The 12,823-nt window shown below is 72.3% G+C and carries 9 protein-coding genes; 7 read left to right on the top strand and 2 right to left on the bottom strand.

What is annotated here, in order from left to right:
- The 4 genes from G3I53_RS16105 to G3I53_RS16090 form a co-directional block, all read left to right on the top strand.
- Positions 1–1,000, top strand: a 1,000-nt coding sequence (locus tag G3I53_RS16105) for an alpha-glucosidase C-terminal domain-containing protein (protein ID WP_203617157.1), incomplete at its 5' end; no start/stop codon positions are given.
- A 28-nt stretch (positions 1,001–1,028) separates the two neighbouring features.
- Positions 1,029–2,387, top strand: a complete 1,359-nt coding sequence (locus G3I53_RS16100) for a maltokinase (RefSeq protein ID WP_164334791.1) — start codon at positions 1,029–1,031, stop codon at positions 2,385–2,387.
- Between the two features lie 3 nt (positions 2,388–2,390).
- A complete protein-coding gene (glgB, locus tag G3I53_RS16095) occupies positions 2,391–4,616 on the top strand; it encodes a 1,4-alpha-glucan branching protein GlgB (protein ID WP_164438475.1) in 2,226 nt (741 codons plus the stop codon).
- A 108-nt stretch (positions 4,617–4,724) separates the two neighbouring features.
- Positions 4,725–5,813 (top strand): glutamate--cysteine ligase, encoded by a 1,089-nt coding sequence (locus G3I53_RS16090; protein WP_031101778.1) that lies wholly within the window; start codon positions 4,725–4,727, stop codon positions 5,811–5,813.
- 28 nt (positions 5,814–5,841) lie between these two features.
- On the opposite strand, the gene G3I53_RS16085 is transcribed toward G3I53_RS16090, so the two are convergent.
- Positions 5,842–6,075: a DUF6480 family protein gene (locus G3I53_RS16085; RefSeq protein WP_031101777.1), complete on the bottom strand. Its 234-nt coding sequence runs from the start codon at positions 6,073–6,075 to the stop codon at positions 5,842–5,844.
- Positions 6,076–6,226: 151 nt separating this feature from the next.
- Here G3I53_RS16085 and G3I53_RS16080 point away from each other — a divergent pair, with 151 nt between their 5' ends.
- Positions 6,227–8,131, top strand: coding sequence for an AMP-dependent synthetase/ligase (locus G3I53_RS16080; RefSeq protein WP_164334339.1), 1,905 nt, complete (start codon positions 6,227–6,229; stop codon positions 8,129–8,131).
- Between the two features lie 265 nt (positions 8,132–8,396).
- On the top strand, positions 8,397–8,831 hold the full coding sequence (locus G3I53_RS16075) for an ATP-binding protein (RefSeq protein WP_164334338.1): 435 nt from the start codon (positions 8,397–8,399) through the stop codon (positions 8,829–8,831).
- A gap of 42 nt (positions 8,832–8,873) precedes the next feature.
- Here the strand turns inward: G3I53_RS16075 and G3I53_RS16070 are convergent, their stop codons facing one another.
- The gene (locus G3I53_RS16070; RefSeq protein WP_031101775.1) at positions 8,874–9,245 is read right to left on the bottom strand and encodes a PRC-barrel domain-containing protein; all 372 of its coding nucleotides are present in this window, start codon (positions 9,243–9,245) and stop codon (positions 8,874–8,876) included.
- Between the two features lie 444 nt (positions 9,246–9,689).
- Here G3I53_RS16070 and G3I53_RS16065 point away from each other — a divergent pair.
- A partial coding sequence (locus G3I53_RS16065; protein ID WP_239063924.1) for a HAMP domain-containing protein occupies positions 9,690–12,823 on the top strand: 3,134 nt, incomplete at its 3' end.

Raw genomic sequence — 12,823 nt, 5'->3', positions numbered from 1 at the left:
CCTGAAGCGGGTGCGCAAGGAGATCGACGCGCAATATCCGGACACGGTGCTGCTGGCCGAGGCGAACCAGTGGCCCGAGGACGTGGTCGACTACTTCGGCGACTACGCCGTCGGCGGCGACGAGTGCCACATGGCCTTCCACTTCCCCGTCATGCCCCGCATCTTCATGGCCGTCCGCCGCGAGTCCCGCTACCCGGTCTCGGAGATCCTCGCCAAGACCCCCGCCATCCCCTCCGGCTGCCAGTGGGGCATCTTCCTGCGCAACCACGACGAGCTGACCCTGGAGATGGTCACCGACGAGGAACGCGACTACATGTGGGCGGAATACGCCAAGGACCCCCGCATGCGCGCCAACATCGGCATCCGCCGCCGCCTCGCCCCGCTGCTGGACAACGACCGCAACCAGATCGAACTGTTCACCGCGCTGCTGCTGTCCCTGCCCGGCTCCCCCGTCATGTACTACGGCGACGAGATCGGCATGGGCGACAACATCTGGCTCGGCGACCGCGACGCCGTACGCACCCCCATGCAGTGGACCCCGGACCGCAACGCCGGCTTCTCCTCCTCCGACCCCGGCCGCCTCTTCCTGCCCACCATCATGGACCCGGTCTACGGCTACCAGGTCACCAACGTCGAAGCCTCCATGGCCTCCCCCTCCAGCCTGCTGCACTGGACCCGCCGGATGATCGAGATCCGCAAGCAGAACCCCGCCTTCGGACTCGGCACCTACACCGAACTGCCCTCCTCCAACCCCGCCGTCCTCGCCTTCCTGCGCGAGTACGAGGACGACCTCGTCCTGTGCGTCAACAACTTCTCCCGCTTCTCCCAGCCGACCGAGCTCGACCTCCGCGAGTTCGCCGGGCGCCACCCCGTCGAGCTGTTCGGCGGGGTGCGCTTCCCCGCCATCGGGGAACTGCCGTATCTGCTGACCCTCGGGGGACACGGCTTCTACTGGTTCCGGCTCACCCGAGTCGCATCCCGCATCGGCCGACGCCTGTGAGCGTGCGCCGACGTCAGGAGGCGTCACCATGACGAAGACCGCATTCCTGCGCCCCCGCAGCGCCCCCGCCGAGCCCATGGAGTCGCTCGCCGGGCTGCTGCGCGACTGGCTGCCCGGCCAGCGCTGGTTCGCCGGCAAGGACCGCCCCGTCTCCGACCTGCACGTGCTGTCGATGACGGAGCTGTTCCCGGACTGCCTGCACGTGCTGATCCACGCCGGGCACGGCGGTGTGCCCACGCCAGGGCACACGCCCCCGGCCGGTGACTGCTACCAGCTCCTGCTGGGCGTGCGCGAGCGGCCCTCGCCGCGGCTGGGCCGGGCCCTCATCGGCTGTGTGCAGGACGGGCCGCTGGCCGGCCGGACGGTCTACGACGCCCTCCACGACCCGCGGTCCGCCCAGCTGCTCCTGGAGCGGCTGCGCAACCCCGGGACGGCCGGCCCGCTGCACTTCGAGTGCGACCCCTCCCAGCCGCTGCCCGCGGGGCTGGTGCCGCGGCTGCTGGACGCCGAGCAGTCCAACTCCTCGCTGGTGTACGGCGACGAGTACATCCTGAAGGTCTTCCGCCGGATCCAGCCCGGCGTCAATCCGGACCTGGAGGTGCCCGGCGCGCTGTCCCGCCAGGGCTGCCACCGGGTGCCCGCGCCGGTCGCCTGGTTCCGCACCACCCACCCCTTCAAGGCGACGCTGGGCGTGCTCCAGCCGTATCTGCGCGACGCGTCCGACGGCTGGACCCTGGCGCTGTCCGCGCTGTCCGCGGGCGACGACTTCACCGCCCAGGCCTACGCGCTCGGCCGTGCCACCGCCGACGTGCACCTGGCCCTGGCCTCGGCCTTCCCGCTCGGCGGGCCCGGGGAGAACGGGCGCACGGCGGCGGCCATGACCGAGCGGCTGACCTCGGCGGCGCACTCCGTACCGGCGCTCCAGCCGTTCGTGCCGGGACTGCGGGCCGCGTTCGCCGCGCTCACCACCTGCGACTCCGGGCCGCCCGCCCAGCGCATCCACGGCGACCTGCACCTCGGGCAGGTCCTGCGGGCCGGGCGCGAGTGGTTCGTCATCGACTTCGAGGGCGAGCCGTCCCGGCCGCTCTCCGAACGGCGCAGCGCCCACTCCCCCGTCCGGGACATCGCCGGGATGCTGCGCTCCTTCGACTACGCCGCCCGCCAGCGACGCCCCTGGCGCCCGGAGTGGGCGCGGCGCTGCCGCGAGGCCTACTGCGCGGGCTACGCCGCGCGGGCCGGCTGGGACCCCCGCAAGAAGCACGGTCTGCTCCGCGCCTACGAGACCGACCGTGCCGTGTACGAGGTGCTGTACGAGGCCCGGCACCGACCCGACTGGCTGCCCGTACCGATGGCGGCGATCGAGCGCCTCGCCGTGAGAGGAGACTGAGCCGTGGCCCTGCGTGACACCCCACTGCCCGAATCCGCGGGGCCCGCCCCGTCCGCCCCGGTGGCGGGCGGGACCGCGCCGCCCCTGGACCCCGCCGACCGGGGCCGCCTGCTGGCGGGCGCGCACCACGACCCGCACGCGCTGCTCGGCGCGCATCCGGTCCCGGGCGGGATCGCCTTCCGCGTGCTGCGGCCGTTCGCCCGCACGGTGGAGGTGGTCGTCGACGGCGACCGCACCCCGCTCGTGTCGGAGGGCGACGGCCTGTTCTCCGGTGTGCTGCCGCTGGACTCCGTGCCCGTCTACACGCTGGCCGTGGCCTACGGGGACGGTCCGCCCGTGGAGACGCACGACCCGTACCGGTTCCTGCCCGCCCTGCTCGAGTTCGACCTGCACCTGATCGGCGAGGGCCGGCACGAGGAGCTGTGGACGGCGCTCGGCGCCCACCCGATGACGCACCAGGGCGTGACCGGCACCCGGTTCACCGTGTGGGCGCCCAACGCCCAGGGGGTGCGCCTCGCGGCCGACTTCACGCACTGGGACGGCACCGCCTTCCCGATGCGTTCGCTCGGCTCGACCGGGGTGTGGGAGCTGTTCCTGCCGGGCGTCGGTGAGGGCACGCGGTACAAGTTCGAGATCCACTCGCGGCACGGGCACCGCTTCCTGAAGGCGGACCCGATGGCGCGGCTGGCGGAGGAGCCGCCGAACACGGCGTCGGTCGTGACGGCCTCGCACTACGAGTGGACCGACGAGGAGTGGATGCGCGGCCGGGCCGCGACGCCCGTGCACGAGGCGCCGTTCTCGGTGTACGAGGTGCACCTGCCGTCCTGGCGGCCCGGCCTGTCCTACCGCGAGCTGGCCGTCGAGCTGCCCCGCTACGTCAAGGACATGGGCTTCACCCACGTCGAGCTGATGCCGGTCGCCGAGCACCCGTTCGGCCCGTCCTGGGGCTACCAGGTCACCGGCTTCTACGCGCCGACGGCACGGCTGGGCACGCCCGACGACTTCAAGTACCTGGTCGACGCGCTGCACCGGGCCGGCATCGGCGTGATCATGGACTGGGTGCCGGCGCACTTCCCGAAGGACGACTGGGCGCTGGCCCGGTTCGACGGGGAGCCGCTGTACGAGCCCGGGGACTCCCGGCGCGCGGACCACCCGGACTGGGGCACCTACATCTTCGACTTCGCGCGCACCGAGGTGCGCAACTTCCTGGTGGCGAACGCCGTGTACTGGTGCCAGGAGTTCCACATCGACGGGCTGCGGGTCGACGCGGTCGCCTCCATGCTCTACCTGGACTACTCCCGCGAGGACGGCCAGTGGGAGCCCAACGCCCACGGCGGCCGGGAGGACCTGGCGGCCATGGCGTTCCTCCAGGAGATGAACGCGACGGTCTACCGGCGCTGCCCCGGGGTGGTGACCATCGCCGAGGAGTCGACCGCCTGGGGCGGCGTGACCCGGCCCACCGACACCGGCGGCCTCGGCTTCGGACTGAAGTGGAACATGGGCTGGATGCACGACTCGCTGGAGTACGTCTCCCACGAGCCGGTGCACCGCAAGTACCACCACCACGAGATGACGTTCTCGATGGTGTACGCCTACAGCGAGAACTACGTGCTGCCGATCTCCCACGACGAGGTGGTGCACGGCAAGCAGGCGCTGGTGTCGAAGATGCCCGGCGACTGGTGGCAGCGGCGGGCGAACGTGCGGGCCTACCTGGCCTTCATGTGGGCCCACCCGGGCAAGCAACTGCTCTTCATGGGGCAGGAGTTCGCCCAGGGTGCGGAGTGGTCGGAGGAGCACGGCCCCGAGTGGTGGCTGCTCGACGAGGACTACCACTCCGCGGGCGACCACCGCGGGGTCCAGGACCTGGTCCGTGACCTCAACTCCCGCTACCGCGCCACGCCGGCGCTGTGGCAGCGCGACACCGACCCGGCCGGGTTCCGGTGGGTGGCGGTGGACGCCGCCGACGACAACGTCTTCGCGTTCCTGCGGTACGACGCCGGCGGCCGGCCGCTGCTCGCGGTGACGAACTTCTCCCCCGTGGTCCGGCACGACTACGCGCTTCAGGCCGGCGACGACGTGGTCGCCTGGCAGGAGGTCCTCAACACGGACGCCGCCCGGTACGGCGGCAGCGACGTCGGCAATCCGGACCCGGTCAAGCCGGAGGACGGCCGCCTCCGGCTCACCCTGCCGCCGCTGGCCACCGTGTGGCTGGCTCCGTCCCTTCCGTGAGAAGCCGCGCCGCCGCGAGGTGTCCGATGCCCTGAGCGGGGCATCAGGGGTCGTACGGCCGGGGGCACCCCGGCGTCGACGCGGCAGTTCACGGGAAGGCGGCCACACGTGCGCACGGTGGGAGTGGAGGAGGAACTCCTCCTGGTCGATCCGGAGTCCGGCGAGCCACGGGCCCTGTCCACGGCCGTGCTCGCCCGGGCCGCCCGGGACGACGCGGACGACGTCTTCGAACGCGAACTGCACGAGCAGATGCTGGAGTTCGCCACGCATCCGCAGTCCTCCATGGACCGCCTGCACACCGAGATCGCCCGGTGCCGCGAGGAGGCCGCCCGGCACGCCGAGCAGATCGGCTGCACGGTGGCGGCCCTGGCCACCTCCCCGCTGCCGGTCAGCCCCTCCATCGGGGTCGGCCGGCGCTACCGGTGGATGGAGGAGCAGTTCGGGATCGCCACCCGGGAGCAGCTCGTCATGGGCTGCCACGTGCACGTCTCGGTGGAGTCCGACGAGGAGGGCGTGGCGGTCCTCGACCGGCTGCGGCCCTGGCTGCCGGTCCTGACCGCGCTCAGCGCCAACTCGCCGTTCTGGCAGGGCAACGACTCCGGGTACAGCAGCTACCGCAGCCGCGTCTGGCAGCGCTGGCCGTCGGCCGGACCGACCGGGACCTTCGGCTCGCCCGAGCGGTACCACCGGCTGGTGTCCGACATGGTGGCCACCGGGGTGATCCTCGACGAGGGCATGGTCTACTTCGACGCCCGGCTCTCCGAGCGCTACCCGACGGTGGAGCTCCGGGTCTCGGACGTCTGCCTGCACGCGCGGACCGCGGCGCTGATCGCCACGCTCGCCCGCGGCCTGGTGGAGACCGCGGCCCGCGAGTGGCGCGAGGGGCGGGAACCGCTCGACCCGGGGGTGAGCCTGCTGCGCCTGTCGGCCTGGCAGTCGGCGCGGTCGGGCCTGTCCGGTGAGCTGCTGCACCCGGTGACCACGCGCCGCACGCCCGCCGAGGCGGTGGTGAAGGCACTGCTGGACCACGCGGCCGACGCGCTGGCCGACCACGGTGACCTTCAGCGGGCGCGCGAGGGCTGCGCCCGGCTGCTCCGCGAGGGCAACGGGGCCCAGGTGCAGCGGGCCCTGCTGGAGCGCACCGGCAGCCTGCGGGACGTCGTCACGCAGTGCGTGCGGCACACCCAGGCCACATGAGGCGCCCGGGCGGGCCGCGGGCGGCCGGTCAGAGGATCAGCACGAGGGCGTAGGCCAGGAAGAACGCCGCGATCAGCACCGCGACGACGATGATCACGGTCAGCGGCCCCTTGCTCCAGCCCTTGGTGGGGTTGTGCCGCTCCAGCGGGCCCGCCTCGGGCATGCTGCTCTCCCCGGGCGGGGTCTCGCCCGGGGGTACGCCGCCGCCCGGTTCGAGGCCGGTGGTGCGGTCCGGTTCGGGATCGGGATTGAAGTGGCTCATGTCGTACGGGTCCCCCGTCGGGCCGAGATCATCGGTCTGGGAACAATCCGCCGTACCCGGCCCCGCGCGGCTCCGGCTGGGCTAGATTCAGGCACCGCCGATGACCGTCCTCGTCGGCCCAGTCACACCGCGTACATGTCAGGAGCAGTGCATGCGCGACCTCGCTCTGGCTCCCCCATCCACCCCGCCCCTGACCGGGGGCCTCGCCGACAGTCTCTTCGAGACGGCCACCCGCACGCCCACGCTGCCGATGCTCGCCCGCCGCCGCGACCCGGCCTCCTCCACCTGGGAGGAGGTCACCGCCGTGGAGTTCCGCGACGAGGTCGTCGACATCGCGAAGGGGCTCATAGCGTCGGGGCTCTCCCCCGGCCACCGGGTGGCCATCATGGCGCGCACGCGCTACGAGTGGACCGTCCTGTGCTACGCGCTGTGGGCGGTGGGCGCCGAGGTCGTGCCGATCTACCCGACCGCCTCCCGCGACCAGGTGGAGTGGATCCTGCGGGACGCCGACTGTGTCGCCGTGGTCGTGGAGGACGAGCAGGGCGTCATGACCGTCGGGTCGGTGTGCGCCTCGCTTCCGCGACTGCGGCACGTGTGGCAGCTGGACGCGGGCGCGCTGGAGCAGTTGACGGCGCGCGGGGAGTTCATTCCGCAGGCGACGGTGGACTCGATGCGCCGGATCGTCCTGCCGGACGCCACGGCAGCGGTCGCCTACACCTCCGGCACCTCGGGCCACGCCCTGGGCTGCGCGCTCAGCCACCGGAGCCTGGCCTCGGTCTGCGACGTCCTGCTGGCGGGCTGGGGCCACACGGCGGCACCGCCCGGCGAGCAGGCCGCCGTCCTCGCCTTCCTGCCGTTCTCCCACGTCTACGGGCTGATGGTGCAGGGCCTGTGCGTGCGCGGGGGCCTGCTGATGGGACACGAGCCGGACCTCGGCGCGGACGCCCTGTCCTCGGCGCTGCGCACCTTCCGGCCGACCTACCTGTACGCGGTGCCCTCGCTCCTGGAGAAGATCTACAAGAACTTCCTGCGGGTCGCGCAGCAGGCCGGCCGGGGTGCCCTCTTCGAGCGGGCCGCCACCACGGCGCGGGACTTCGCCCGGGCCACGGAGCGGCAGCGGCTGGGGCGCGGCCCGGGCCCGGGCCTGGACCTGCGGCTCCAGCACTCGCTGTACGAACGCACGGTCTACCGCCGGCTCCGGGCGGCCCTGGGCGGCCGGGTGTGCCGGGCCACCTCCGGCGGCTCCCCGCTCAGTCGCGACCTCTCCCTGTTCTACGAGGGCATCGGCATCTACGTGCACGACGGCTACGGCCTCACCGAGACCAGTGGCGGCGTGACCATGCAGCCCTACGGCCGGGAGAAGTCCGGCACGGTCGGACGGCCGCTGCCGGGCAGCGAGATCCGGCTGGCCGAGGACGGGGAGATCCTGGTGCGGGGCCCGTCGGTGTTCCAGGGGTACGTCAACGACGAGGCCGCGACCCGTGCGGCGCTGCGCGGCGGCTGGCTGGCGACCGGGGACCTCGGACGGCTGGACACCGAGGGGTACCTCACCATCACCGGCCGCAAGAAGGACATCATCATCACCAGCAGCGGCAAGAGCGTGGCGCCGGCGGCGCTGGAGCAGCGGCTGCGCATGCACCCGCTGGTCCACCAGGCGGTGGTGGTGGGCGACAACCGGCCCTGTGTCGGTGCGCTGATCACGCTCGATCCGGAGTTCCTCAGCCACTGGCGGGCCGCCCTGGCCCTGCAGGGGGACGCGCCGACCCGGCAGGCGCGGGAGGACAACGCGCTGCGCGAGGAGATCGGGCGGGCGGTCGCGGCGGCCAACAGCACCGTGTCCCGGTCGGAGTCCATCCGGGTCTTCCGGGTGCTGCCGGAGCCGTTCGACGTGGCGAACGGGTTGCTGACGCCGTCGATGAAGCTGCGCCGGGACGAGATCGTGCGCCGGCACGCGCTGGAGATCGACGCGATGTACCAGACGCGGTCCCGTCCCGGGCGTCCTGCCGCGGCGGAGGAGCCGCCCGGCTGGGACGACCCGGACAACGTCTTCCGCTGACCGGGGCGGACCGTGACCTCACTCACCCAGGGGCGCCCGCCGACAGCCGTCGGCGGGCGCCCCTGCCTCGTGCCGGGCATGTCCGGCCCCGACAGGGCGACCGGCGGGGGCGGTGACGGGTTTGTCACCGCCGGCTGTCGGGCATGCGGGCGCGTAGGCTCCGTCGGCGCGGGAACCCACAGACCGAGAAGCCGCAGCAACCACACGGGGACGAGACGCAGGGAAAGGACCACAGCCCCGCCGAAGCCGGGGCCGGGAAGGCGAGATGGCATTCGAGTCGCGTTGGGACAGGACACTGGCTGCCGAGGAGATCACGAGTCGCGTCGCCAGCTTCCCGGGGGAGCTGCACGATGTGACGGACGCACGCCTGGTCGCGGAGGAGTTCCTCTTCGACCTGGCCCGGGTGTCCGCGCCGTCGGCCCCGGAGCACTGGGACGACATCCTCCTGGTGGTGACGGAGCTGGCCGCCAACGCGGTGCAGTACGCGCCGGGGCCGTTCGAGCTGCGGCTGCGCCGGACCTTCGACGGGGTGCACGTGGTGATGCACGACACCAGTGCCACCGAGCCCGCCCCGCGGCCCTTCCACCCCAGTCACGGCGGGGGCGGGATCGGCTGGCACCTGATTCACACGCTGTGCGACCAGGTCAGTGTCGTCGCCGGTGACGGCGGCAAGGACATCCACGTCTTCCTGCCCTGGTGACCGGCGCCGGGAGAACCGGCTCCGGCCGGTGGAGGTGACGGGTCAGCACGTGGGTCCCTGTCCCCCGGTCAGGGAGCGGTAGTAGTCGCCCACGGACGTCAGGTAGACGGGATCCTGGGTCTCGCTGTCGGTGCGGAAGCGGGGTGCCGCCTTCACCTCGGCGCGGGTGCAGGCGAGCGTGATCCGCCGCTCCCCGCTGTCGATGCCCTCGACGACGCCCACCGGCACGAGCAGGCTCCGGCCGAACACCCAGACCCCGGTGTCCACGACGAGGTGCCGCATGCCGTGGTGGTCGGCGCGGCGGTCCACGTGCCCGATGGTGCCGTCGCTCGCCACGACGGTGTAGCCGGTCAGGTCCTCTTCGCGGGCCGGACCCAGGTCCGACGCGTAGGACCAGATGCTGTCGATGGGCACGCTGTCCCCTGCCTTTCCTTCGGTACGTGACGATGACGCGGAGCCGGCGGCGGGGGGCGCGCGGTCGGTGCGGGTGCGGGCCGCTCGGCTCACAGCAGCGGATACCCGGCTACCCGCCTGCGCATACACCGGGCCGGGCGCCGGAAACCCGGATGCTTCGACAGCGCGTCGGGCGGGCCGTCCGCGGCCGCCGGGAAACTCGTCCGACTACCCCTCATCGTCCGGGCCATGCACGGCTCGCGCCACTTCACCCCCGCCGATTCCGGTCGGGTGCCCGCGCTTTGGTAAGCGCCCGCGGACTGGGTTAGCCTTCGGCGTCTTTCTCATCTGGCGGAGCCGTGAACTGCGTAAACGCGGGGATGGCGGCCGGGTCGCGCGGCGGCCCGGCAGGGGTGGTCGAGTTCCCGTCGGCGGGAACTCCCGGGGAGCGGAACGAGGGTGCGCATGACCAGCGGCAACAGTCCCGAGAGCACCGACGCGGTGCCCGGAGACCAGGAGCTGCTCAGGCTGCTGGCCGGGCTGACGGCAGTGCGGGACGGGGACTTCGGCACCCGCCTGCCGGACGACGCCGACGGCCTCCTGGGCGACATCGCCAAGGTCTTCAACGGCATGGTGGACCAGCTGTCGGTGTTCACCTCCGAGGTCACCCGGGTGGCGCGCGAGGTCGGCACCGAGGGCACCCTGGGCGGCCAGGCGCAGGTGCCGGGGGTCTCGGGCACCTGGGCGGACCTGACGGACTCGGTCAACGCCATGGCGGGCAATCTGACGACCCAGGTCCGCGACATCGCGCAGGTGGCCACGGCGGTCGCGCAGGGCGACCTGTCGCAGAAGATCGACGTGGACGCGCGCGGCGAGATCCTGCAGCTGAAGAACACCATCAACACGATGGTCGACCAGCTCTCCGCCTTCGCCGACGAGGTCACCCGCGTCGCCCGCGAGGTCGGCACCGAGGGCCGCCTCGGCGGCCAGGCGGACGTCAAGGGCGTCAAGGGCACCTGGCGGGACCTCACCGACTCGGTGAACTTCATGGCGGGCAACCTGACAGGCCAGGTGCGCAACATCGCGCTGGTGGCGACCGCCGTGGCGCAGGGCGACCTGTCGCAGAAGATCACCGTGGACGCGCGCGGCGAGATCCTGGAACTGAAGAACACCATCAACACGATGGTCGACCAGCTCTCCGCCTTCGCCGACGAGGTCACCCGCGTCGCCCGCGAGGTCGGCACCGAGGGCCGCCTCGGCGGCCAGGCCCAGGTGCGGGGGGTCTCGGGCACCTGGAAGGACCTCACCGACAACGTCAACGTGATGGCGTCCAACCTGACCGGCCAGGTCCGCTCCATCGCCCAGGTGGCCACCGCCGTGGCCCGGGGCGACCTGTCGCAGCGGATCACCGTCGAGGCGGCGGGCGAGGTCGCGGCGCTGGCCGAGGTCATCAACACGATGGTCGACACGCTCTCGGCGTTCGCCGACGAGGTCACCCGCGTGGCCCGCGAGGTCGGCACCGAGGGCCGGCTCGGCGGCCAGGCGCACGTCTCCAACGTCGCCGGCACCTGGCGCGACCTCACCGACAACGTCAACTCCATGGCCAGCAACCTCACCGGCCAGGTGCGCAACATCGCGCTCGTCACCACGGCGGTGGCCCGGGGCGACCTGTCGAAGAAGATCGACGTCGACGCGCGCGGGGAGATCCTGGAGCTGAAGACGACCATCAACACGATGGTCGACCAGCTCTCCGCCTTCGCCGACGAGGTCACCCGCGTGGCCCGCGAGGTCGGTACCGAGGGCCGCCTCGGCGGGCAGGCCGAGGTGGAGGGCGTGTCCGGGACCTGGAAGCGCCTGACGGAGAACGTCAACGAGCTGGCCGGGAACCTGACCCGGCAGGTCCGGGCGATCGCCGCGGTCACCAGCGCGGTCGCCGAGGGCGACCTGACCCGCTCCGTCGACGTGGAGGCGTCCGGCGAGGTCGCCGAGCTCAAGGACAACATCAACTCGATGGTGGAGTCCCTGCGCGAGACCACCCGGGCCAACCAGGAGCAGGACTGGCTCAAGACCAACCTGGCGCGGATCTCCGGGCTGATGCAGGGTCACCGCGACCTGCCCGTGGTCGCGGAGCTCATCATGGACGAACTGGTGCCGCTGGTGTCGGCGCAGTACGGGGCCTTCTACCTCGCCGAGGACGGCGACCAGGGTCCGGAGCTGCGGCTCGTGGGCTCCTACGGCTACCCCGAGGACCTGGACCGGCCCGCCCGGATCGCCTTCGGGCGCACCCTCGTCGGCCAGGCCGCGCGCAGCCGCCGCACCATCGTGGTCGAGGACCTGCCGCCGGACTACGTCACCATCTCCTCCGGCCTCGGCCGGGTGGTGCCGACCGCGCTGGTGCTGCTGCCCATCGTGGTGGAGGGTCAGGTCCTCGGTGTCATCGAGCTGGCCTCGGTGACCCCGTTCACCCAGATCCACCAGGACTTCCTGGCGCAGCTGATGGAGACGGTCGGCGTCAACGTCAACACCATCGTCGCCAACGCCCGGACCGACGAACTGCTCGCCGAGTCGCAGCGGCTGACCGGCGCGCTGCAGGAGCGGTCCGCGGAGCTGCAGGTGCAGCAGGAGGAACTGCAGCGTTCCAACGCCGAGTTGGAGGAGAAGGCGTCGCTGCTGGTGGCGCAGAACCGGGACATCGAGGCGAAGAACCTCCAGATCGAGCAGGCCCGGCAGGAGCTGGAGACCCGGGCGCAGCAGCTGTCGCTGGCGTCGAAGTACAAGTCGGAGTTCCTGGCCAACATGAGCCACGAGCTGCGCACCCCGCTCAACAGCCTGCTGATCCTGGCGCAGTTGCTCGCGCAGAACCCCTCGCGCAACCTGACGCCGAAGCAGGTCGAGTACGCGCAGATCATCCACTCCGCGGGCTCGGACCTGCTGCAGCTGATCAACGACATCCTCGACCTGTCCAAGGTCGAGGCCGGGAAGATGGACATCAGCCCCGAGCGGGTGGAGCTGAACCGGCTCATCGAGTACGTCGAGGCCACCTTCCGGCCGATGACGATGCAGAAGAGCCTGGACTTCACGGTGACGACCGCGCCGGGCGCGCCCGCCGACCTGCTCACCGACGACTCGCGGCTGCGGCAGGTGCTGCGCAACCTGCTGTCGAACGCGGTGAAGTTCACCGAGCGGGGCAGTGTGGAGCTGCGCATCGAACCGGCGGCGGACGACGAGGTGCCGGCCGGGGTGCGGGGCCACGGTGCCGTGGTGGCCTTCCGGGTGCGGGACACCGGGATCGGCATCCCGGAGCAGCACCTGGAGACCATCTTCGGTGCGTTCCAGCAGGCGGACGGCACCACGAGCCGCAAGTACGGCGGCACCGGACTCGGTCTGTCCATCACCCGCGAGATCGCGCATCTGCTGGGCGGTGCGGTGAGCGTGGACAGCGTCCCCGACCAGGGCAGCACCTTCACCCTGTTCCTGCCGGTGGCCCGGCCGGACTTCGAGGACCTGACGGGCGGGTCCGGCGAGGCCGCCCGGGGCGAGGGGGCGGTACGCGCCGTCGACGCCCCGGCCCGGCCGGCGCAGGCGCTGGAGGCCGGCGG

Source organism: Streptomyces sp. SID14436, from assembly GCF_010548465.1.
In the GTDB taxonomy this organism is placed as follows: Bacteria; Actinomycetota; Actinomycetes; order Streptomycetales; family Streptomycetaceae; genus Streptomyces.
This window is presented reverse-complemented; position numbering and strand designations above follow the sequence as displayed.